Genomic DNA, 23,128 nt, shown 5'->3' with positions numbered 1-23,128 from the left:
GGTTAACGGAATCGGGCGCTTTTTGACGTCGACGGAGGAGGTATTGACAACAATGCACGCCTTCTATATAGTTCAATAATAGAATAGTTCGAACATTGAACTATATAAGACCCAAAATACATAGGTAGTACCAGGAGGTGACAGATTGAGCGGGAATCAGGAAGCGAAAGAGTTGATCGACCGTTACTTGAACGCGTCTTTTATCGTAGGCAAACGGTTCTCAACTGAACTGAGAGAACATATTGAAGAAGAGCTGACAGCGGAGCAGTTCGGCGCTATGAGATTAATCCGCACGAGGGGAAAGTGCACACCGACCGAGCTGGCTGATGCGTTTTGCGTCGGCAAGAGCACAATCACGGCGATGATCTCAAGATTGGTGACAAGAGGACTTATTGAGCGCACCGGGGATGCCAAGGATCGACGTGTCATTTATTTGAGTGTAACACCTGAAGGAGAGAAAATTTTTCAGATTGCGGACGAGAAGGTGCAGGGGATTTTGACCCCTTACCTTGAGCATTTTGAACAGCATGAGGTAGAGACCTTCATTAATTCGTTCGAAAGACTGGCCACGTTAATGCAGGATGCAGGAGGAGAACATAAAGAATGAGAACCATACTGAAAGCCAGATGGGGGATCATGGCGCTGTGGATTGTGGTGGCCGTTGTGTTAATGCTGACCGCCCCAGCCATGAGTAATCTGGTACGAGAGAAGGGCCAGACCAGTGTTCCGGAGGGATATTCGTCAACCCGGGCTGCGGCCATATTGGATGAAGTGGCGAAGGCAGAAGGCAAGAAGGAAGGGAGTACCGTTGCGCTTGTCTTCTATAATGGGAACGGGTTGACCACAGCTGACAAGGAAGAAGCGAAGAAGGCGGTTCAATCGCTGGAAGGCAAAAAAGAGAGCCTTGGCATCGAATCGATTCTTGACCCGTTCAGCCAGCCTGAGCTAAAGGATAAAATGATTTCGGAGAATGGCAAAACCATTCTGACCTCGGTCACAATTCTGAAAGGAGACCGTTCGGTTAAGGAGATGCGGACAGACCTGGATCAGGCCCTTGGCGATATTAAGGTAGAGCATTACCTGACAGGCCAACAGCTGATCGAGGAAGACACGGTAGCCAGTTCGGAGGCCGGTCTGAAGAAATCCGAATATATTACGGTTGCTTTTATCCTCATTATTCTGTTTGTTGTGTTCAGGTCGTTCGTGGCACCATTCGTGCCGCTGCTGACCGTGGGCATCAGTTATATTGTGTCCCAGCAGATTGTAGCTTTCCTGGTAGACCGGTTTGATTTTCCGCTGTCCAATTTCACACAGATCTTTATGGTGGCGGTCATGTTCGGAATCGGTACGGATTATTGTATTCTGCTGATCAGCCGCTTTAAGGAAGAACTGAGCCGCCGGGAAGATACCTGGGAGGCTATTATCGAGACGTACCGCACCGCGGGAAAGACTGTGTTCTTCTCCTCGCTGGCTGTGCTGGTCGGCTTTGTAGCTATCGGGTTCTCGCAGTTTATTCTTTACCGTTCGGCCGTCGCCGTTGCGGTCGGGATTGCAGTCATGGTCGTTGCGCTGTTAACGATCGTGCCATTCTTCATGGCTGTTCTGGGTAAAAAGCTGTTCTGGCCGGCACGTGGTTCGCTAGAGCACAAAGAAAGCCGCACCTGGGGCGCGGCAGGGGCCTTTTCCTTCAAGCGCCCAGTGATTGCATTGGTCATTGTTGCTGTGATCACCGTACCGTTCCTCGTGACTTATGACGGTAAGCTATCCTTCAACAGTCTGGATGAAATTGGAGATAACTATGATTCGGTCAAAGCATTTAACCTGATCTCAGACAACTTTGGACCGGGCGAATCTCTTCCAGGTAAAATCGTCATCAAAAATGATGAGAAGATGGATAACAGCCAATATATGGGGCTTGCGGAGAAGATCAGCCGTGAAGTGGCCAAGGTGGACGGTGTCGCCAGTGTACGCAGTATGACACGTCCTACCGGCACGGGAATTGAGGACTTCAAGGTATCCCAGCAGGCGGAGCAGTTGTCCAAAGGTCTTGGCGAAGGGACGGACGGCCTTGATCAGATTGCCAGCGGGCTGTACCAGGCCAGCAGTCAGCTGAGCGCCAATACGCCGAAGCTGAATGAAGCGGCCGAGAGTGCCGGTAAGCTGACAGCAGGCACTACGGAGCTGCAGAACGGGGTCACCCAGCTGGGCAGCGGCCTCGAGCAGATTGAGAAGGGGATCCGCAGCGGAGCATCCGGTGCCGGTGAGCTTAGAAAAGGCCTGCAGCAGGCCAAGGACAGTGCGTCCCAGCTTGCAGCGGCTAACCAGAAGCTGCTCGCAGCCTATCAGCAGATTGGCAAGGGGCTCAATGCTCTGGGACCTGCTGTTGGTCAGGTGCAGCAGCAGCTGAATGGTGCTGCCGGTGCACTGACGAAGCTGGACGGTTCCTTCACAAATCTCGAAGGACGTTATCCGGGTCTTGCGGAGGATCGTGACTATGCCACGATTAAAGGCACCGTTACTCAGACCGGTCAAGGCCTGACTCAGCTGGCTGGAGGTCTGAAGCAGATGCAGAGTCAGGTTAACCAGGCGGCCAGCGGAATGGCTCAAGCTAACGCGGGTTATGCGAAAGCGGCTGCAGGCCAGCAGCAGCTGACGGCTGGCCTGCAGCAGATCGTTAACGGGATTGGCAGTCTGGAGAAAGGCCTGGAGCAGGCAGCTTCCGGCCAGGGACAGATTGTAGATAAAATTCCTGCGATTGAGCAGGGGCTGGGCCAGCTGGCAGGCGGGCAGCGCCAGATCCAGGAAGGCTTCGGACAGCTGTCCGGCCAGATCTCCCAGCTGACAACGGGTCTGAACAAGAGCGTGAACGGCCTGAAGAAAGTATCGGACGGCATCGGTTCCGCCCAGGACTACCTGAACGGCCTGCAGTCCAGCTCCGACAGCGAGCTTGGCGGATTCTATGTGCCGCAGGAAGCGCTGGATAACAAGGACTTCCAAAAGGTGTTTGACAACTATCTGTCTGCAGACCGCAAGGTCATGACAATGGATGTTGTATTCGATTATAATCCCTACAGTACGGAGGCGATGGATCAGGTTCCGGCCATCCAGGCTGCAGTGGAGCGTGCTGTGAAGGGTACGGCACTCGAACAGGCTGATATTGCGATCAGCGGTGTAACGAGTACGTTCTCCGATCTTCAGAATATTTCCAATAAGGACTATACGAAGACTGTAGCTCTGATGCTGCTGGGTACCTTTATCGTGCTGGTGCTGCTGCTTCGTTCCATCGTCATGCCGCTTTATCTAATTCTGTCTTTGGTACTGACCTATTTCACGGCCATGGGTGTAACCGAGTGGCTGTTCGTAGATCTTATGGGATACTCCGGTATTACATGGGTAACACCGTTTTTCGGCTTTGTTATGCTGATTGCCCTCGGGGTCGATTACAGCATCTTCCTTATGGACCGGTTCAATGAGAACAAGGAGTGGGATACCAAGGATGCCCTTATCCATGCCATGAAAAATATGGGCGGTGTGATCTTGTCTGCAGCGATTATCCTCAGCGGAACGTTCGCGGCCATGTATCCTTCAGGCGTGCTGTCCATGATGCAGATTGCAACTGTAGTGCTCAGCGGATTGGTACTTTATGCCCTGCTGTTCCTGCCGTTCTTCATTCCGGTCATGGTACGCACCTTTGGCCGAGCGAACTGGTGGCCTTTTACACCTCGTTCCGACAGCCAACAGCAGAATCACGATTCAACGTTTAAGGCATAATTTATCAGCTACAAAAGCACCCTCCAGCCTAATCGGTTGAAGGGTGCTTTTTGGTATATGCATGCTGCGGCTCCAATGTCCGCTCCTGTCGTTCCGCCTTCCTCCCACACGTCTGCCGTGACAGGCACAGCGGCTGCTTCATACTGTGTAACAAGCAGACATCCGTTTAGATGTCTTCCCTCCGGAAGATATCAAGAAGGGAGGAGATGCGGATGGTGTATGGATATGCAGCAATAGGAGATTCGTTAACCGTCGGGACCGGCACACTGCCCGGAAACGGCTTTGTTGCGGTATACCGCAAGCTGGCATCGGTCTCACTTCACGCCCATGTTGTCCGAAGCAATTGGGGCATAAACGGACTGACTTCAGGTCAATTGCTGGATCTGGTCCGGGGCAACCCGGCAATCCGCAGTTCACTTGCCGATGCCCAAATTATTACCGTATCTATTGGAGGGAATGATCTGCTTCGGGCTTTTCGCGGTGTGCGTTATGGTTCACAGCCATCGTATTCAGCGGTGCTCCCGCAGGTGCAGCGTAATGTGGAAGGGATTATAAGGGAAATTTACACCCTGAAGAAAAAAGAGAGCGGGCGCTTCATGATCCGGGCTGTCGGGTTATATAACCCGCTGCCGTCTGTTCCGGAAGCAGGCTACTGGGTTGAAAGGTATAACTTGTTTCTGCAAGGACTGAACAGTCCAGGTTTTGCGGCGGCCGACCTGTATCCGGCTTTCTCGGGACGGGAGCGTGAACTGCTGTCGCTGGACCGGATTCATCCGAATGCCAGGGGATACCGGGTGATCGCTTTTGAACTGAACCGACTTGGTTACGGAAGCCTTGGATAGGGAGGGGATACCCGTACGAATGAAGACTTGCAAGCGCCGGGAATCGCTGGTCATGCGATACCGGCGCTTTTGTATGTGAAGGTGATAAAAAGGCATTTGGGTTCCTGAAGCAAAAGATATACTATGATAGAGGAATATAACAGGTCTGAAACTATATTTCGGGGAGTGAAATTTTATTTATGGTACAAAAAGAGGACTGCATGTCGTGCGGACAAGCTTCTACAGCTGAAGAGCTGCGTGCGGCGGTGGAGTTTTATCTGCCCGAATACAGAGGGTCCGCTGAAGAACTGCGGTTCCAGCGGCTGTCCGGCGGGATGAACAATGCGACCTATAGAGTACAGGCGCCAGACTCGGAGGCACCGGGCTACATCCTTCGAATCTATCAGGGGCATCAGGATCGCGCCAAAGTAAACTTTGAGCATGCCGTGCTGACCGGCCTGCAGTCCAAGATGCTGTCATTTGCTGTGCCCTCGCCGCTGCGGGGGACTGGAGATCGCCCTTACTATATTCATGAGGACGGACGCATCTTCGTCATGTTTCCTTATTTGGCTGGCCGTAATCCGGTGTGGCAGTCTGAAGAGCAGCTGTACCAGCTGGGGCTTACCGCAGGAGAGCTGAGCCAGGCGCTTCAATCACTGGATATCCCGCTGCAGCCGCTGTATCCGCCATATTATGCACTGGATACAGCCTATCCGCTTTGTCCGCCTGAACGGCTGCAGCAATTTCTGAATCAGCCTGAGACCGGATTTGAGAGCTGCACTGCCGTCATGAAGGAGCTTGGAGTGAAGCTGCCGGTATGGCTATCCTGGCTGAAGACGCTCGAGAGACTGCCGCACCAGCTGGTTCACGGGGATCTGAATGCATCGAATGTTTTGACTTCCGATAAACGGATTTCCGATACATATGCTTCCGGTGATCCAACTTCCGTCAAAAAGGTCTCGCAGAACGATAACCGGAAGGGAGATACGGACGTTTTCATAACAGCTGTGCTGGATTTCGAATTTGCAACCGAGGATTTGCGTGTTATGGAACTGATAGTCCCCTTATCGGATCTGCTGGGTATGAAGGTGGGCGAGCAGGAGGTTAAGCAATGGATGGAGGCTCTGATCAGAGGTTTTACTTCCCGTGTTGAGCTGACAGCCAAAGAGCTGGAAGCGGTTCCTCAGCTGCTGATCCTTCGCGGTCTGGATGTAGTCATGCATTTTCTGTCCCGCTATTGGGAAGGAATTGATTCAGCTGAGGTCGTTATCGGGCAGATGGAAGAGCTGTATCGTAAAAGCAAATGGCTGGACCGTCAGACTGCCCTGGACAGCTGATGATACACAAGCGGCCCGCCGCCATCACAGGATGCTGCGGGCCCGCCGGATGTAACAAGGGGTTTTAGTTGAACGTCTTGCGGAACCAGCCGCGAACAGCCCAGCGGCGCTCCCGGCGCTTATTATATTTAGGCAGGGAGCGGTACACTTCCAGCGTCTGCTCGAAGGCGCGCTTCGCATCTTCTGTTCGGCCTAATGCACGATAAGCAAGCCCCAGCTTGTAGTAGGCCTCACAGGAGGAAGATTGGATATCCTGGAATTGCTCCAGATAGTACACCGATTTGTCACGAGCTGCGGTTTTTAACGCCTCAGAGAGCGTCAGATAGGGCTGTCCGTATTTGACACGCGGATTGATCTCCAGAGCTTGAAGCAAATGGGCTTCACCCTCCGGGAGACGTCCCGTCATCAACTCAGCCGTGCCAAGTGCGTCCCAGTATTCGGCGGAGTGCTCATACCGGTCGCCAATTTCCCCAAGCCAGCGCAGCGCCTGTTCGAATTGACCGCGATCGATCAGGTTGCGGGCCAGATCCATTTTGGCGCCCACATCGTTTGGGTTAGCTGCAATCAACTGCCGCAGCCTGGCGGCCTGGCGCCTTCTCTGTAATGGACGGGTTAAACTCGGAAACACCCCCACATACCTCCGGTCAAGCACATACAGAATGACCAGCAGGATGACCAGGGCGACAATGGGATTGCCGACCAGCCATAGCAGCAGGGTGAATAAAATAAACTTGCTCATCATGTAACGAGAACCTCCTATATGGGTTAACAGTATAGTCAGACAAACGAGAGCGGTTGGGAAGAGTCTAGGAGGATAATAAAGTGATTGCGGCTGCAGTTACTTTGCCTTGACGCTGTATGTAAATACCCATACCGCCTGGTTTCCTGAATAACGGCCGCGGTTTTCCGTTACGACCACCTTCAGTTTGATGACACTGCCGGTTTTGCTGATGCTGGATACCTTCACCGATTTACTGGCTGTGCCCTCATCCGGTATTTTATCCTGTTCAATCGCGGCTGCCTTGAGTTCGATTGCCCCACCTGCTTTGACATTCAGGGTCACGGTGTCTCCTTCTTCCAACAAGCGGCCGCCAGCCGAAGCTTCCGTATACCATTCGTTACCGACATGGTCGTTCGATTCCAGCGTTTCGCTGACAAGGGAGACCGTATAGGAACTGGTGGCTGTTTTGGCTTTGGCGGATGCCGGAGCTCCATGTCCTATAGACAACATTAAGACAGCAGCAGCAAAGGTCGCGGCGCTTTTTTTCCACAAGTTTTGCATGAGATAACCTTCTTTCAATCAAAATATGGTTAATGTTATAGGGGAACCGCTGGGCAGGTAAGCAGCCGCTTCCAATTATCCCCATGTATCTACTGTAAATCACTATATAGCATTTTACTAGTGTGTTAGTAGAAAAATTGAAGCTTAACGACAGGAGGTTCTTACAATGGAACGAGCATTTTGGAAAGAAGCTGTTGTCTATCAGATTTACCCGCGCAGCTTCATGGATAGCAATGGAGACGGAATCGGGGATCTTCGCGGCATCATCTCCAAGCTGGATTATTTGCAGGAGCTTGGTGTGGACGTGGTCTGGCTTTCTCCGGTATACCAATCGCCTAATGATGATAACGGTTATGATATCAGTGATTACTACAATATTATGAACGAATTCGGCACGATGGCGGACTGGGAGGAAATGCTGGAGGGCATGCACCGCAGGGGCATCAAGCTGATGATGGATCTGGTTGTGAACCATACTTCGGATGAGCATGCCTGGTTCGTGGAATCCCGTTCATCCAAGGAGAACCCGTACAGGGATTATTACATATGGAGACCCGGAAAAGAGGATGGGCGCCCGCCGAACAATTGGGGATCCTTCTTCAGCGGACCGGCCTGGAAGAAGGATGAAGCTGCCGGTGAATATTATCTTCACTTATTCTCGACCAAACAGCCGGACCTGAACTGGGACAATCCGAAGCTGCGCACAAGTATTTACGATATGATGAAATTCTGGCTCGACAAAGGCGTGGACGGGTTCCGGATGGATGTCATCAACCTTATTTCGAAGGTCGAGGGGCTGCCAGATGGTACCGGTGAAGGTGAGCTGGGGGACGGAAGTCCACATTATATGAATGGTCCGCATGTCCATGAATATCTGCATGAGATGAACCAAGAGGTTTTATCGAAGTACGATGTAATGACGGTGGGAGAGATGCCGGGTGTCACCATCGAAGAGGCTGTCAAATATACCGATGCAGCCCGCGAGGAGCTTCAGATGGTATTTCAGTTTGAGCACATGCATGTAGATGCCGGTGAGCAGGGTAAATGGGAGCTGGCTCCGTGGACGCTGCACAAGCTGCGCGATATCCTGCACAAGTGGCAGATGGGCCTGCAGCATCATGGCTGGAACAGCCTTTATCTGAACAACCATGATCAGCCGCGGATGGTATCCCGATTTGGTAACGATGGTGAGTACCGCGTTCAGTCAGCCAAAATGCTGGCCACCCTGCTGCATACACTGAAAGGTACGCCTTATATTTATCAAGGGGAAGAGCTGGGGATGACCAACGTCAAATTCGGTTCCATTGAGGAATACAAGGATATCGAGACGCTGAATATGTACAAGGACCGGATGGATCGTCTGGGCGGCGACCAGAAAGAGATTATGGAATCCATTTATGCCAAAGGCCGTGACAATGCCCGTACGCCGATGCAGTGGAATGACGGCCCGCAGGCAGGCTTCACATCAGGTACGCCATGGATCAGCATCAATCCGAACTATAAGGAGATTAATGCAGCACAGGCCGTTCAGGATCCGGATTCGGTCTTTCACTACTACAAGCAGCTGATTGCCCTGCGCAAACAGCATCTGGTTATGGTCTATGGCGACTATGAGCTGCTGCTTCCGGATCATGAATTTATATACGCGTATACCCGTACACTGGATCAGGAACAGTGGCTGATTACGCTTAATTTCAGCGGAGCGCCTGCCTTCCTGGAGCTGCCGGAGCCTTATGAGTCCGCGCATAAGGAACGGGTGATCGGCAACTATTCTGAGGCAGGGATGGAGCCCCACTTCCTGCGTCCTTATGAGGCTCGGGTCTGCAGGCTCAGCAAATAAGCAGCTAAATTGTAAAAGCCATGGGAAACGTCAAGCTTTCCATGGCTTTTCCCGTGTATAGATCTGTTTATCGATTACAGCCAGCCGTAGCTCCGTAGAGTCAGCAGCCGGCTGACTGTCAGGCTGCCTCGCCATTCCAGCTCGGCAGCGATACTAGGCGCCTCCCAGGAGATCGGCCAGCCGCCGTCCTCCAGCTGGGTGGCTGTCAGCCAAGCGAGATGCTGTTCCAGCAGCTCAGCCGAAATATACTTGGAGGCATAGCTGTCAGGGTGCGGAGCCCAATCCAGTACCTTGTGAGCGTAACCTTCCTTGTTGGGATCTGTCTCAATAACACCCGGCTGTTCCAGCCATCCGTCGATCATGTCCAGCATAGCTGCTGTCTCCGGCCGCTCGGGCGCATGGACCAGAAACGTAATGGCATTAATCAGATCATGGTAATCGTTCCGGTCTGTATGTGGGAGGCGGCTCCAGACGAAGCTGGCCGCTGACTCGAACCAGGGCTCTTTCATCAACGAATGGGAGTCTTCCCATTTGTACAGCAGGCCAAGGATCGTTCCTGTCGGATTCAGTGAACCGCTTCCAGATGCGGTCACCTCCCACCATGGTGCATGAGGATAGGTATTTAGCGAATCCAGGGCTCGTGGAAACCCGCCGTCCTCAGCGGCAATGGAACCCAGATAACGGCCGGCAGCGCGCAGCATGTCCTCGTCCAGCCGCTGAATCTCATCCATGATGCCAAAAGCGAACTCGGTGGTGACAGGCTGACTGAATGGGGCGCGGATATCAGGCTCAAGACCATGACCGAACCCGCCGTCTTCATTCTGATATGCCCGCAGGGCAGCTATGACATCATTAGCAGAACGGCCTTCAAAATGATACTCATAACGCAGCCTGTCCAGCAGGCGGGCATGACGGTAGATAAAATCGGTTGCACGTGCCTTGGAGGAAGGCGTTAATGTCATGGGATCAGCTCCTTGGTTCATTGATTTTTTATTAAATTCTAGGGCAGCCATTTCAGCAAAGTGTCCAAGGCTTTCGCCGTCCACACCGGCTGAAGCTGCGCAGTAATAGCAGCTCTCGCCTCCTCGGCATGACTACGAAACGGAGGGATACCATGCCGCTTCATCCAGTGATCGGCGCTCTCATAGGAGGAGCTGTTCCAGCCGTATGCCTCACCTTCACGATTGATCTGGGGACGCACGCCTGCAATGACGATGGAGCCATGAGCCTGCAGCTCCAAGAGAGCCTGGTCGAACGCTTTTTTGGACTCTTTGGCCGACATTCTACTTTCTTTGCGCAGCTTGCGGCTGTCTATGCCTTCCTCGTGAACAATCCATTCATACAGGTCAACCGCAGTCTGGGACATCCGGCCCTGATCAAACAGCTCTTCCGGATGCAGATGTCCACCGATCAGGCAGTGCAGCGGCGCATACAGCTGTGGAGAGATCAGGAGAGCTTTCTTCTTGATGATTTTGCCGTAGGCTGCTTTTCCCTCTAGGCTGAAACGCGTCCGCCACTGCCAGGGATCCAGCTCCGAACCGGTAAACCAATTTTTCTTGGGGGTAATTTGATCCAGCGATGGATGCTCTGGAAAAAGCCTCGCAAGTGGTAAAATGCCAAGCTGCCGAATCATCCGCTCAGCGTCCTGATAGGTGTCAGCTTCCCATGATTTTATAATTCGATTCATTCCAGCCCGTCTCCTGTCCAACTTAGCTTTGATATTGATTCAGCACAGCCTGTGCCCGCTCGGCAATCCGGCTCCGGAACTCAGCTGGTTCCAGAACTTCTGCTTCGGGTCCCAGTTCATAGAAAAAACGAATCGCCCAATCACGCTCGCCTGAAGGACACAAAAAATCCACTTCCCAGTAGTCATCACCATGCTGGCATATTTTCTCCCCAATATGCTCGTCCTGTTCTACTCGGATCATTCCCCGATAGGTCAGACGTGCCCGGACCCGGAACGGCTCCGCACGAATGTTGTGGAAGGATGGCCTGGGTAAAGGACTGGACGATGAGACAGCACCAGCATCGGGAATGGAGATGAAGGGGATTTCACCGGAGCAGGCAGCTTCTGTAGATTTCCCCTGGTCCTGCGTAATTTGTTCCATTCGGGTCATCCGGTCGATTCGCAGCAAACGTTCTTCGCCATGTTCCAGCGTGAAGGCCTCACAATACCAGAAGCCAGCAGAGGCATAGATCTTACGCGGAGTCAGTGTTAACCAGCGTTCTCTGGATGCTGATCGATACCAGACGCGGAGTAATGACTCTGAAGTAAGTGCATTAAATAGAGGCTCCATATCCGGGATAGCGTAGCTGCGTTTGGGCACCCGGTGTTCCAGCTGGGAGAGAAGAGGATCTAGCGCCTCCAGGGTGCCGGCAGGCAGCAGAGCGTGAATTTTGTCCAAGACTGTCCAGCGCTGGGCATGGAAAGGGGTATCCGGATAAGATTCCAGACTGCGCAGCGCAAAGAGCAGGGAAACGGCCTCCAGCTTGTCCAGCTGCAGCGGGGGAAGTGTATAATCTTCTGGCAGGCGGTATCCGCCTCCGGCACCCGGCAGCGCCACAATCGGGATGTCCATCTCGCTGAGAGCTTGAACGTCTCGGAGAATGGTACGCCTTGATACCTCGAACTTCGCGGCCAGCGAAGCAGCCGTCTCTGAACGCACTTGAAGCGCCATGACAATAGCAGTCATACGATCCATCTTGTTCACAGGGATCCTCCTCCCAATACTGATCTCGTAGTCACTTTATTATACATGCTGTTCGGTGACAGCTTGTATGTCACTGATTCATGGGCCGTTAATAAACTTTCGCATACCAAAAGGACCGACACCATAATTGCTTGGGGCGGTCCTTGAGTATTTTATTGAAAATTAAGCCTTGTTGACCTCGAGGATCTGAACCCCGCGGCCTTCGATATCAACCGATCCGCTCAACCGGGTGTCGGTCAGGAGATCATGGGCTTCCAGACCTTTCAGATCATAAGATTCAGTCTCTGCGTTGTGATTCATAACGAAGATGAACTGCTTGCCGTCTTTGTAACGGGCACTCGCTTCCACACCGGCTGGTGTATCCAGAACGGGCTGGATGCCTTTATCGGCCGTGATCTGTTCCAGCAAACCGTCAATGAAGCTGTCTTCCGGATCGGAGCCGATATACCAGGCTTCACCCTTGCCGAATGTATTGCGTGTGATGACAGGCATTCCCTGATAGAAATCTTCTCCGTATTCGGCGATGACATCGGCACCCTCACTGTGCAGCAGATCGCAGAGCATGCCGCATTCGTACGAACCGTTAAGTTTACCCAGGCTGTCCTTCATGACAATCTTGTTACGGTGCTCCGGATGAAGAGCGTCGATCTCTTCTGCCCAGATGCCCAGCAGCTTGCGCAGCTCGCCAGGATATCCGCCGAGCGTTACGAGATCGGTCTCATTCACGATGCCGCTGAAGAAGGTAGTGACGAACGTACCCCCGTTCTGCACGAATTCCTCCAGCTTGGCGGCGTAACCCGGCTTGACCATGTACAGTACCGGTGCCACGACGAGATCATACTTGCTCAGGTCGCTGTCCACACTGATGATATCCACCTGCACGTTGCGGCGGAAGAAGGATGCGTAGTATTTGTGAACCTGTTCTACATAATTCAGTGATACGGTTGGACCGCTGGATTTCTCAACTGCCCACCAGTTCTCCCAATCGAACAGAATAGCTACCTTGGATTCTACCGTGGCATCCAGTGTGCGGTCGCCAAGCTGCTGCAATTCTTGACCGAGCTGGGATACTTCGCGGAAGACGCGTGTATTCTCATGCCCGACATGTTCAATGACCGCGCCGTGGAACTTCTCGCAGGCACCCACAGAGCGGCGCAGCTGGAAGAACATAACGGTATCTGCACCATGCGCAACAGACTGATAGCTCCAGAGACGCATCACATTCGGACGCTTCAGGGAGTTATAGGCCTGCCAGTTCTGCTGGCTTGGTGTCTGCTCCATCAGCATGAACGGCTGTCCATCTTTCAGACCGCGCATCAGATCATGCGCCATGGCGGTGAAGCTGACCGGTGTAGTAAGTCCAGGATAGCTGTCCCAGGATACGATATCCATGTGTTTCGCCCATTTGAAATAATCCAGCTGCTTGAAGAAGCCCATCAGATTGGTCGTAACTACTGAATTCGGAATATGCTTCTTGATCGCGTTGTATTCGAGCAGATAGCAGTCAAGGATGCTGTCCGAATTAAAGCGGGAGTAATCCAGTGAAATACCCTGGAAGGTTGAATTGTTATCTCCCCAATGCTCACTCAGATTGCTTGGCAATACAATTTCATCCCAGTCATAGAAAGTGTGTCCCCAGAAATTGGTGTTCCAGGCTTTGTTGACTTGATCAATCGTGCCGTAACGCTTCTTCAGCCATACACGGAAGGCGGCCTCGCAGTTCTCACAGTAGCAGTCGCCGCCGTATTCATTAGAGACGTGCCATACGAGAATACCGGGATGGTCCTTGTACCGCTCGGCCAGCTTATCGGCGATCGCTTCCGAGTATTTCCGGTAGGTAGGGCTATTCGGACAGGAGTTGTGACGTCCGCCGAATTTGCGCTTGCGTCCATCCGCATCTACGCGCAGCACATCCGGATACTTCTTCGCCATCCAGGCTGGATGGGCAGCTGTACTCGTTGCAAGGCAAGTATAGATACCGCTTTCATATAGATTGTTAATCAGCTGATCCAGCTGCTCAAAATTATAAGTAACCTCATCCGGCTGAATCAGCGCCCAGGAAAACACATTCAGGGTGGCAATATCAATACCGGCGAGCTTGAACATTCTCAAGTCTTCCTGGTGTGTAGCCTCATCCCACTGCTCAGGGTTGTAGTCACCACCATAGAACATTTTAGGCAGTTTGCTGCTAATCATGGGTTTCACCTCGTATATAAGAATAATTTTATGTTATATCATGAATCTTCTTTTTGAAATATAATAAAAGAAAAGGAGATATAACAATATGGAACAGGATTCGCATCTAATTTCCGGGCTGGAAGAATGGCATCTGCCCCCGGGGCACCGCAGATATTTTTTGTATTCCAAAGAGCTTCGACTGCCTTTGTTCATCGAGAGCATTGGTTGGAACGGGCGACAAGAGAATGTAGAACGGCCTGGCGGCTACCCCTGTTATCATTGGCTGCAGACCGTAAAGGGGAGAGGTTGGCTGCAGTCGGAGGGTGTGGCTTACGAGCTCCCGGAACATACCGGGCTGCTGCTTCCGCCTGGACAACCACATCAGTACGGAAAGGAAGGCTCGGAGTGGGAAACCTTGTATATCACATTCAGCGGCCCCCAGGCAGCAGATATCCAGTCTTCCCTCGGGATAAGCGGGGTATTGTCGGTGGAGTGGGATCCGGACTGCGAGCTGGACAACTGCGGGATGCATTTGCTTGATTTTATTGCAGGTGATCCGGATCGTTCTGGTCTGGATGCATCGGCGCATTTATACCGGTTTCTTACCCTCATCAAAAAGCATGGCCGCAGCGGCGGACTCGCTTCCATTTCGCACAACGTTGAACGTCTTGCGCCTCTGCTGGCCTTTATGGAGAATCATTACGGGGACCCGGGCATCGGCCTTCAGGAAATGGCAGCCGCGCTTGGCATCAGCCAGCGTTACCTGAATATTCTGTTCAAGCAGTCGTTTGGCATGACAGCCTATGCCTATCTCATCATGCTGAGAATGCGAAAGGCGAAGGAGCTGATGACCGCCCACCGTAAATTATCGATCAAGGAGACGGCATCTTTGGTTGGCTTCAGGGATGTCAGCCATTTTGTTGCAACCTTCCGGCGGCTGGAAGGGGTAACTCCGGAGCAGTTTCGGACCTTATATTAACAGGGCCCACTGCGCATCTATGACTTGAACAGGGGTACTGAAAGTCGGTATCATAAGCAATATGATTAGAATGATTAAAAGATAGAGAGGTTGAGAACATTGGCCGATAAAGCGAACCGGATTGAGATTATGATTGACGCCAAGGCAGAGCTTGGGGAAGGCCCCTGCTGGGATGCGGAGAGAGGCCGCCTGCTGTGGGTCGATATCGAAGGCTTTAACCTGCATGTGTTCGACCCGGAGACCGGGCGGAATGATACGTATCATATTGGACAGTATGTGAGTGCGGTAGTTCCTTATCAGGGAGATGAGGTGCTGGTTACTCTCGCGGAAGGCTTCCACCGGCTTAATCTGGCGAACGGGGAGCTGATCAAGCTGGTGGATCCGGAGCAGAAGAAACCACGTAACCGCTTCAACGATGGCAAATGTGACCCTGCCGGCCGTTTCTGGGCAGGGACTATGAGTCTGGACGGGGTACAGGGTGAAGGTGCGCTCTATTGTCTTGAACCTGACGGGCGGCTGCGTATGATGCTGGACGGCGTATCAACCTCGAATGGCTTGGGATGGAGCCTGGATGCGGCTACCATGTATTACATAGATACCCCTACCCGCCGTGTAGATCAATTTGATTACAACCTGGACAAGGGAAACCTGGCTCATCGGCGTCCGGTTATCCGTCTGACAGAGGAAATGGGGTACCCGGACGGGATGACCATGGATGCTGAGGGGATGCTGTGGATTGCTGAATGGGGCGGTGGACGTGTAGGACGCTGGAATCCTTCGACAGGCCAGTTAATGAGTGTGATTGAGCTGCCAGCAGATCAAGTCACTTCATGCTGTTTTGGCGGAGCTGAGCTGGATGAGCTGTACATTACGACGGCAAGAAGCGGCCTCAGCGCTGAGCGGCTGGAAGAGACACCGCTGGCTGGAGCACTGTTCCGTGTGAAGCCGGGTGTAAAAGGATTGCTATCCACACCGTATGGTTATGCCCCTGGGACAGACCTCCAGAAATAGGCGGGGGAGTGCCGTCTTTGTTTCCGTTTCGCCCGGTCCGTTTGGGTATTTCCTCATAAGATGTGATGTACCTTAACTCGAAGGAGGAATTCAAATGGGTTATGTTGGCGGAGTTGGCGGCGTAGGTGTATGGGGTTCCACTGGTGCAATCCTGGTATTGTACATCCTGCTGGTTATCATCACTCGTTCCTTTATTCTGTAAGGAATACTAGAGCGATCCATCGCCATTCAGACGGTATGCCGAACAAACCTCTGCAGATCTGCAGAGGTTTTTTTGTTGTATCTAGTAATTGAGGGTAAGGCTGTCTTATCCTTTGAATATAGTTCAACCCTATACAAGCGCTCGGAATAAGACTATACTTGGGATAACTTATGTATGTCATTCTACAGTTGGATCAGATTTCTGCCTAACAAAACTCCTTCTCATGTATATAAGTTGGAAGGGAGTTGTCCCATGGCTAACTTTGACGAAATCAAAGGCCGGTATAAAGGGATAGACGAGGCTTTACAATCTTTTTTCTGTGAGTATTCGGGAATCTTGTTTCTTGAGCAGACGGCAGGCGGTTCGGTAACGAGCAGATATGTATGGGCTGAACTGCAGCAAGCCGAACAGGCAATGCAGTCCCGGATTTACGACGACTACACGTCGCTTGTGCTGTCCGTGCTGGAACAGCTGTCGCAGGTCGACTTGAAGCTTTTGAATGAATTTACGCACAGCGCGAATCAGGTTAAGCAGTGTATCAGACAGGAAGGACCGCTGCTGCTGTCCTCAGTTGAAGATGTGTATAAATTTGTGAAGCGTGAACTTGTGCTGCAGCAATCCATCTATGTGAAGCTTGCCCTTTAGAGGATCATATACCGGTTAAGAGTTAGGGCCTGCGCTGGACGCAGGCTTTTTATTTTAATGTAAAGCATGAGGTGAGTGCATTGCATTTTCAAATGGAATCTATTCTATGGACACTTGCCGTTCTCGTTGTCTTCTTGAGTATCATTTTTTACTTAATCAGATCGGCAAAAAAGCGGGACAATTAAAGTATAAAAGTAGAACATTAGGACCATACTAGTCTATAACCGTGATTTACTCTCCTGAATGGCCTGCAGACCTTTGGTTTGCAGGTTTTTTTTATGGTTATATTATCCATAGTCTGATAGGGCTTGCAGTTATTCCATTCTGATTTATTTTTTACAGGCGGAGAAAGAAGGTATACGGTGAAAAGCAAGGGACGCATGGTAGCTGCATCAGGTATTGTCATCCTTTTATTAGTTATGGTTGTTTTGGTTATTCTGTTCAGCCACAAAAGTCAGGCCGGTTATAAGCTGAAGGGCCTTGAGCTGGAACGGCAGCCGTCACTGGGAAGCCCGGATGCCAAGGTGAAGATTGTCATGTTCGGGGCTTTTGACTGTCCAGACTGTCAATATTGGGCTACTGCGGTGCTGCCCCGCCTTAAAACGGATTATATCGATACAGGCAGGGTTCAATTCTATTTTATCAACACTGAATATCTAATTGGTGATGGCTATGAGGCCGCATTGGCGGGACAAGCGATTGCGTCCCAGAGTACAGAAGCTTTTTGGAAGTACTATGCTGCAATCAACCTATGATGCTCAGTACGAAGATGAAGAGTGGGTGAGCTTATCCCATATTGTAAATTTGGTGAAAAGGCAGGTAACGGGGCTGGACGGCAGCAGGTTTGACCGGGACATGGAAAGCGGTGCTTATTTTAGCGTGCTGCAGAGGAACAATCTGATTCTGGATGAACGGGGCGTGAATGAGGTGCCTTACCTTCTGGTTAACTTCAGGAAGCAGGAGGATTTATCGTATGAAGGAATAGCAGCAGAGATTGAGCGGGGACTGAATCAGAAATATAAGGGCTGTCTTCCCAACAGTGGAATATGTAATCAAAAGCAGACTTCAGAAGTCTTTTCCTAATTAAAGATAAACACCAGAATGTGATCTCGTAATCATTCCTTGCTGCCTATCCCTGATCCTCTCCTTTTTCTAGAGCATGGGCAATGCTAATCTCCACAAAGCTCAGCACTTCGGCAGATACAGTGTACAGCCCTGACTCTGAGGCAGGGAGCTTCCTCACTTGCCAAAATTTCTCCATCAATTCCTCGTCTCCATTAAAGGTTTCGTGTGACAGCTTCATTAATTCGCAGGCAATGTTATAACCTTCATCGGATTCAGGTTGGATAGATTGCTGTACGCACCACTCAATCCTCCGCAGCAATGAAGCGAATTGCTGAGAGGTCCGGTCATTGCTGTTGAGATTGGGAAGTGCATTCTGTAGGAATGTACTTTCATCTTCGTTGAAGTAATCCATCCACTGTTTAGAAATAGGTTGAACATGATCGACCAGATGAGAAACCCGGTCCCAGGATAGTGTACCTTCTAGATCAATCATATTGATCAAAGACGTCGTATTTGCAATACTCCCCTGAAGAGAAGCGAGCTGCTCCTGAAGATGATTATAGTGTGCGATTAGAATATGACGAAAAGATAGCTTATCCATTACTTGTTGAATGTCCTCGAGCGGCAGGGATAGTGATTTGAGCAAGGTTATTTTTTCGAGAGTGAATAAATCCTCCTCTGAATAAAAACGGCGGCCGTTATCCTCCTTGAAACTAGGTGTAAGAAGACCAATCTGATCATAATAACGTAGGGTTCGAACGGAAATGCTCCGCTGTTTGGATACTTGTCCTGTTGTCCATCGGTTCATGTTTCTTCTTCCCTTCCAAAAATAATGCTTGAAGGTGACGTAACGTCACCTAATATCATAAAATTATATCACAGAGGATTGAGGGATTGCGGATGACGAGTACGGGGATATGGAGAAAGATGGATAGGTGGACATGGCGTGAGTTTATTGCTTTACTTGCGTTAGAATTTGTATTCGTTATATTTGTAATCAAATATGAAGTGCAGTCCATATATGAGCGATGGTTGGGGAATTCTCTATACTCAGGGACTCTAACAGGGCTTACCATCGCAATTGTACTTTTGTCAGGGTTATATTTTATTGCTCTGCGACCGAAGAAAGTATCCTGGACAGAAGTAGGAGTAAAAGGATTTAATGCGAAGCTCTGGTGGAGGATTGCAGTGTGGACACTCATTCTTATCGTCCTCAGTGTGGCGACTCTCTATCTCACCAGTTTTCTCGGGAATACAGTAGATAACAGCAAAACAGAGAGTCTGAAACAAAATGTCACTCTATTTACTATAGCTATTGGTGTTGTATCGGCAGGGATCGTGTCACCCTTTTATGAGGAGATATTTTACCGAGGATTTATATATCGTTGGCTGCGGGTTCGTGTTAGTACTGGATTGGCGATTGTCATTAGTTCGCTCATCTTTACTTTGGCACATTTCCCCACTACAAACGCCATGCCCGTGAATTTTGTCAGTGGAATTGTGTTTGCGTGGGCCTATGAACGTACAGGATCGGTCGTGCCTGGTATGATCGTTCACGGTGTATTTAATACGATTGCCGTGTTCTTAACTACGGTGAGTTAGTTGAACAATGGTGACTGTATGAAGAGAGGGTGGCCAGATCCAGAAGGAATCCGGCCACCCTTTTTATTTTTTAGAATTCTTTAATCCCCATGACATGATCTACCGGTATGAATCCAATGGACCGGCTGTCATTGCTGTTATTCCGGTTGTCTCCCATGACAAACACATGATCTTCTGGAATATGCCACGCCTGATCGGGAACGGGATTCATCGGTTCCTTGATATAAGGCTCATCCAGGAGCTTGCCGTTCCGGTAGACCTTGCCTTCCTTGATCTCAATGGTATCTCCCGGTTTCCCGATTAATCGTTTAACATAGAAAATCTTTTCTTTGGATTTGCCGGTTGCCCAGCCGATCATCGGGCTCTCGGTGAGATCGTCCATCCAGGTACGCGGGCGGTCCACACGGCTGTCGATGATGATGATATCCCCGTAGTCGGGAAGCTTGCCCAAGGTTTTCGACCATTTTTGGGCATAAATTCGCTGACTGTCATCCAGGGTCGGGTCCATTGAATGTCCTGATACCTGATAGGGCCGCATAACGAAAATGCCTACGACAAAACTGATTACAAATGCCACAACAATCGGCGCTACCCAGCCCCGAATGAAACCCCACACTTTCATGCTAATTCCTCCTATTCTCGTTCTTCTATAGTTCATATGTATGGCTAGTGCATATAGCGGTCCGCATGGACAGTCTTGCTTGAAAAGCATAAATCGATTATATCATGTATCCCTATCTATTGAAAAACATCTAATATTTAGTTGAATAAAACAGGATGTGTGGGGTTTTCAAGCAGGATCATTTGCATTAAGCCGTTTATTACACATACATTATTTCGATAGTTTGTTATTGTAAATAGAGGATATTTTTAGCTTTAGCATCAATGAGACGCTGGCTACACCCTCAGCACTTAGGATGAGATCATACGCAGTTGCAATATACACTTTTTAGTGAAGGAGCAGACTGATGGAAGTAAACATTCGGAATTATAAGGCTGCAGACGCGAATGATATCGCAGAAATCAATTTTATGCTGAATTTAGCCTATCAATATAACGGAGATTATGTCCCTGCTAATATCTTTTGTGCTGAGCTTGAAGGAAAAGTGGTTGCAGCCGGTCATCTGGAACCAACAGAATCATGTGAATACCTGGAAGCGGAAGGAAAGGACGCAGCTTATCCGCGGCGATTTTTGTTTGACACGGATTCTTTGGATCAGGATCAGCTGGAAGCTGAGATTATGGAGCGGATGATGGATAGAGCAGCAGAGATCAAGCAGCTGTATCCCGACAAACGGATTCAAGTCGGGCATACCTGCAGCCATCAAGACTTTGCCTACATTGACTTTTTGTTAGCAAAAGGCTTTTACCATGAGCTGAATTACTTTATTCTGAAACGTGATCTAACCCAACCTCTGCCGGAGATGATCATTCCAGCCGGAATCGAAGTCAAACGCTGGGCTATGGAAACGGAAGAGGAACAGAACCGTTATCTGCAGGCGGAGAAGAAGGGCTTTGATGGAGAATCCTGGAGCAGGGAAAGGCTGAACTGGTTTCAACACGGATCGGAATGGGACACCTTTACGGCATTTTATCAGGGTGAGCCTGTAAGCAGCTGTATGACTTGGGGAATTTCCCCGGAACGGAGCGCAACAGAGCAGATTTTTACCATTCCAGAATGGAGACGAAGAGGAATAGCCCAGCTTGTAATCGTAGAGGCTTTGAAATTTCTGAGAGACAAGAAGCATAAAACAGAAGCTGCACTCGGAGTGGTCGGTTCCAACCCGGCTGCACTGAATCTGTATAAATCGTTAGGTTATGAGCTGATTGACTTGCACGTGCTGATGGTTAAGGATATCGGGTGAGTTAGATCAGAGTTCGTGCAACCGTTTTTCCTGTCATTCGTATATATGTCTATATAGACAGGAGGCGATTACAGTGAGTGAGAAAGGCTGTATCAAATGCGGTAGTCATCATGCAGCGACGAAGGAAGTAGCTATGACCGGTACAGGGTTATCCAAAATGTTCGACATTCAGCATAATCAGTTTATCGTCGTGTATTGTGAAAATTGCGGGTATTCGGAGTTTTACAATAAAAAATCATCCGGTGCTTCCAATGTGTTGGATTTCTTTTTCGGATGATCTCTTTACTAGAGCAATAAACCCAAAAGCAGCCTTGGATCAGGCTGCTTTTGCTTCGACTGGACAACCTTTAACTCGGCGATAGAAAGTGACTTATCAGAGCCTGCAAACGCCTGCAGAATCCTCTTCGGCCCCAGGGTATCCGCACAAATGCCGGAGCTTCTCCAAGTCACAAATAATCAGTCTGCCATCTGCAACTTCTATGGTGCCTTGCTCCCTCAAATTCACGAGCATTCGGCATACGCATTCCCTGGTTGCTCCGATCAGTTCTCCCAGTATGGTGTGATTTAACTTCATATTGATCATGATTCCCTGCTCGAGCGGGATGCCAAAACTGTTGCTTGCACGGATCAGGGTCGATGCAAGCGCGCCCGTTTTATCCTGCAGGAGCAGATCCAAAAGACGCGATTGCTGAATTCGTTGCTGATCTCCCATCCACTTCATTAACTGCACAGCCATCTGACCCTCCCGGGAGAGCAAGTTCTGGAGATCCGTGACGCGAATAACTCCAAGAGATCCGTTCGTCAGCACTTCTGCTGTATACAAACTGCCCACTCCGTCCAGTTCACTGAAGTCACCAATAAGATCACCCTTTTGATGGATAAACAGAATCATTTCCTTGCCGTCTTCCGTTGTCTTTCGCAGCTGGATGTTGCCTGATTGAATAAGGTACAGTTCTCCGGCCCTCTCACCTTCTCTTAAAATAGTAGCTCCAGCTCGAACCTTCCTGTGCTGCATGATATCCATCAGCAGACACTCCTGTTCCGGGGTCAGGTATTTGCAAATTCCACGATGTTCCGTTTCTCTTCCTGTAACGGTTTCAGTGAAAATTATATTCCCAACATGCTTCACCTCACAGTCCATAAAATGGCAGATAGCGTCTTTGCTGGATTATTCCATATATTAACTTATCTACCCAATGTTTGCTGATGCAAACCTCTCTTCCGATGCTGATGCTGAAGTTGAATGCCGGGAACAATCAATAAGGGTGGATACAGCGGACTAGTGATAATGTATGCAGATGATGTTGTATCTCATTACATGCTGTGTCTGATGATAAAAGGAGTATTGCTCGAATAATCAAATCTGATGGCTGTATGGGCAGAAGCTGGCCATGTCACAGTAGACCAAAAATAGATACGAAGTAATAACAGGCAGCGGGGAGATCATGGATCAGCTAGTGAATGAGGTGTGAAGACCTGACATGCATTCTATGGCGTGTTCATATTTGTTATAGCTGTACAAAATAAAAAATCGGGTGCCCCTTTCGGGACACCCTTTCATGGGAGAGGAGAAACCGGACGAAGAGCTTATGGGGAAACGTAAGCTTTCTCCGCGGTTGTCTACGACATTCGTGAATGCCGATATCTCTAGAATGCCCGTTTCCGGGAAATCTATACCTGTCTGCTAATGATTTCTGCAGAAAGCTTTGATCACACGGGCTGCTCTACCCGAAATGCGGGTCGGGGCCGGGGAGTAAGAGAAATTTTTCAATCCCCATCCAATGTGGTACGATAGCGAAAGAGCTAGGCAGAATGCAGG

General features: G+C 50.2%; 23 protein-coding genes. 14 read left to right on the top strand and 9 right to left on the bottom strand.

The window, feature by feature from the left end:
* Positions 1-145: 145 nt before the first annotated feature.
* The 4 genes from Q5741_RS05700 to Q5741_RS05685 all read left to right on the top strand — a co-directional run bounded on the left by Q5741_RS05700 (position 146) and on the right by Q5741_RS05685 (position 5,929).
* On the top strand, positions 146-607 hold the full coding sequence (locus Q5741_RS05700) for a MarR family winged helix-turn-helix transcriptional regulator (protein WP_305023098.1): 462 nt from the start codon (positions 146-148) through the stop codon (positions 605-607).
* Positions 604-3,771, top strand: a complete 3,168-nt coding sequence (locus Q5741_RS05695) for an MMPL family transporter (protein ID WP_305023097.1) — start codon at positions 604-606, stop codon at positions 3,769-3,771. The genes Q5741_RS05700 and Q5741_RS05695 overlap by 4 nt, the downstream gene beginning before the upstream one ends.
* Positions 3,772-3,983: 212 nt before the next feature.
* Complete coding sequence (locus Q5741_RS05690) at positions 3,984-4,613, top strand: GDSL-type esterase/lipase family protein (RefSeq protein ID WP_305023096.1); 630 nt, start codon at positions 3,984-3,986, stop codon at positions 4,611-4,613.
* A gap of 200 nt (positions 4,614-4,813) precedes the next feature.
* Entirely contained in the window at positions 4,814-5,929 is a 1,116-nt protein-coding gene (locus Q5741_RS05685; RefSeq protein WP_305023095.1) for a phosphotransferase enzyme family protein, read from the top strand.
* 64 nt (positions 5,930-5,993) lie between these two features.
* Here Q5741_RS05685 and Q5741_RS05680 read toward each other — a convergent pair whose 3' ends face one another.
* Positions 5,994-6,671, bottom strand: a complete 678-nt coding sequence (locus Q5741_RS05680) for a tetratricopeptide repeat protein (protein WP_305023094.1) — start codon at positions 6,669-6,671, stop codon at positions 5,994-5,996.
* A 96-nt stretch (positions 6,672-6,767) separates the two neighbouring features.
* The gene (locus tag Q5741_RS05675) at positions 6,768-7,211 is read right to left on the bottom strand and encodes a hypothetical protein (RefSeq protein WP_305023093.1); all 444 of its coding nucleotides are present in this window, start codon (positions 7,209-7,211) and stop codon (positions 6,768-6,770) included.
* 166 nt (positions 7,212-7,377) lie between these two features.
* Between Q5741_RS05675 and Q5741_RS05670 the strand changes: the two genes are divergently transcribed.
* On the top strand, positions 7,378-9,051 hold the full coding sequence (locus Q5741_RS05670) for a glycoside hydrolase family 13 protein (protein WP_305023092.1): 1,674 nt from the start codon (positions 7,378-7,380) through the stop codon (positions 9,049-9,051).
* Between the two features lie 74 nt (positions 9,052-9,125).
* Here the strand turns inward: Q5741_RS05670 and Q5741_RS05665 are convergent, their stop codons facing one another.
* The 4 genes from Q5741_RS05665 to Q5741_RS05650 all read right to left on the bottom strand — a co-directional run bounded on the left by Q5741_RS05665 (position 9,126) and on the right by Q5741_RS05650 (position 13,958).
* Positions 9,126-10,013, bottom strand: a complete 888-nt coding sequence (locus Q5741_RS05665) for a prenyltransferase/squalene oxidase repeat-containing protein (RefSeq protein WP_305023091.1) — start codon at positions 10,011-10,013, stop codon at positions 9,126-9,128.
* A gap of 38 nt (positions 10,014-10,051) precedes the next feature.
* Positions 10,052-10,738 (bottom strand): AlkZ-related protein, encoded by a 687-nt coding sequence (locus Q5741_RS05660; protein ID WP_305023090.1) that lies wholly within the window; start codon positions 10,736-10,738, stop codon positions 10,052-10,054.
* Between the two features lie 22 nt (positions 10,739-10,760).
* A complete protein-coding gene (locus tag Q5741_RS05655; RefSeq protein WP_305023340.1) occupies positions 10,761-11,753 on the bottom strand; it encodes a helix-turn-helix transcriptional regulator in 993 nt (330 codons plus the stop codon).
* Between the two features lie 171 nt (positions 11,754-11,924).
* Positions 11,925-13,958, bottom strand: a complete 2,034-nt coding sequence (locus Q5741_RS05650; protein WP_305023089.1) for a beta-galactosidase — start codon at positions 13,956-13,958, stop codon at positions 11,925-11,927.
* An 88-nt stretch (positions 13,959-14,046) separates the two neighbouring features.
* Between Q5741_RS05650 and Q5741_RS05645 the strand changes: the two genes are divergently transcribed.
* The 6 genes from Q5741_RS05645 (at position 14,047) to Q5741_RS05620 (ending at position 17,860) form a co-directional block, all read left to right on the top strand.
* A complete protein-coding gene (locus Q5741_RS05645) occupies positions 14,047-14,919 on the top strand; it encodes a helix-turn-helix transcriptional regulator (RefSeq protein WP_305023088.1) in 873 nt (290 codons plus the stop codon).
* A gap of 90 nt (positions 14,920-15,009) precedes the next feature.
* A complete protein-coding gene (locus tag Q5741_RS05640) occupies positions 15,010-15,930 on the top strand; it encodes an SMP-30/gluconolactonase/LRE family protein (protein ID WP_345784150.1) in 921 nt (306 codons plus the stop codon).
* A 94-nt stretch (positions 15,931-16,024) separates the two neighbouring features.
* Positions 16,025-16,132: a YjcZ family sporulation protein gene (locus Q5741_RS05635; protein WP_305023087.1), complete on the top strand. Its 108-nt coding sequence runs from the start codon at positions 16,025-16,027 to the stop codon at positions 16,130-16,132.
* Positions 16,133-16,384: 252 nt separating this feature from the next.
* Positions 16,385-16,777, top strand: coding sequence for a hypothetical protein (locus Q5741_RS05630; protein WP_305023086.1), 393 nt, complete (start codon positions 16,385-16,387; stop codon positions 16,775-16,777).
* Between the two features lie 362 nt (positions 16,778-17,139).
* Positions 17,140-17,532 (top strand): thioredoxin domain-containing protein, encoded by a 393-nt coding sequence (locus tag Q5741_RS05625; RefSeq protein WP_305023085.1) that lies wholly within the window; start codon positions 17,140-17,142, stop codon positions 17,530-17,532.
* Positions 17,513-17,860 (top strand): DsbA family protein, encoded by a 348-nt coding sequence (locus Q5741_RS05620; protein ID WP_305023084.1) that lies wholly within the window; start codon positions 17,513-17,515, stop codon positions 17,858-17,860. The genes Q5741_RS05625 and Q5741_RS05620 overlap by 20 nt, the downstream gene beginning before the upstream one ends.
* A gap of 46 nt (positions 17,861-17,906) precedes the next feature.
* Here the strand turns inward: Q5741_RS05620 and Q5741_RS05615 are convergent, their stop codons facing one another.
* Positions 17,907-18,650 (bottom strand): MerR family transcriptional regulator, encoded by a 744-nt coding sequence (locus Q5741_RS05615; protein WP_305023083.1) that lies wholly within the window; start codon positions 18,648-18,650, stop codon positions 17,907-17,909.
* 119 nt (positions 18,651-18,769) lie between these two features.
* Here Q5741_RS05615 and Q5741_RS05610 point away from each other — a divergent pair, with 119 nt between their 5' ends.
* Positions 18,770-19,444, top strand: a complete 675-nt coding sequence (locus Q5741_RS05610; RefSeq protein WP_305023082.1) for a CPBP family intramembrane glutamic endopeptidase — start codon at positions 18,770-18,772, stop codon at positions 19,442-19,444.
* Between the two features lie 70 nt (positions 19,445-19,514).
* On the opposite strand, the gene lepB is transcribed toward Q5741_RS05610, so the two are convergent.
* Entirely contained in the window at positions 19,515-20,066 is a 552-nt protein-coding gene (gene lepB / locus Q5741_RS05605) for a signal peptidase I (RefSeq protein ID WP_305023081.1), read from the bottom strand.
* A 346-nt stretch (positions 20,067-20,412) separates the two neighbouring features.
* Here lepB and Q5741_RS05600 point away from each other — a divergent pair, with 346 nt between their 5' ends.
* Both Q5741_RS05600 and Q5741_RS05595 read left to right on the top strand, forming a co-directional pair.
* Positions 20,413-21,309, top strand: coding sequence for a GNAT family N-acetyltransferase (locus Q5741_RS05600; RefSeq protein WP_305023080.1), 897 nt, complete (start codon positions 20,413-20,415; stop codon positions 21,307-21,309).
* A 73-nt stretch (positions 21,310-21,382) separates the two neighbouring features.
* The gene (locus Q5741_RS05595; protein ID WP_305023079.1) at positions 21,383-21,586 is read left to right on the top strand and encodes a zinc ribbon domain-containing protein; all 204 of its coding nucleotides are present in this window, start codon (positions 21,383-21,385) and stop codon (positions 21,584-21,586) included.
* A gap of 96 nt (positions 21,587-21,682) precedes the next feature.
* On the opposite strand, the gene Q5741_RS05590 is transcribed toward Q5741_RS05595, so the two are convergent.
* The gene (locus tag Q5741_RS05590; RefSeq protein ID WP_305023078.1) at positions 21,683-22,333 is read right to left on the bottom strand and encodes a Crp/Fnr family transcriptional regulator; all 651 of its coding nucleotides are present in this window, start codon (positions 22,331-22,333) and stop codon (positions 21,683-21,685) included.
* Between the last annotated feature and the right edge of the window lie 795 nt (positions 22,334-23,128).

This window comes from Paenibacillus lacisoli, assembly GCF_030580655.1.
GTDB lineage: Bacteria > Bacillota > Bacilli > Paenibacillales > Paenibacillaceae > Paenibacillus > Paenibacillus lacisoli.
The sequence above is the reverse complement of the archived record's forward strand: the minus strand, read 5'-3'. Positions and strand labels throughout refer to the sequence as shown.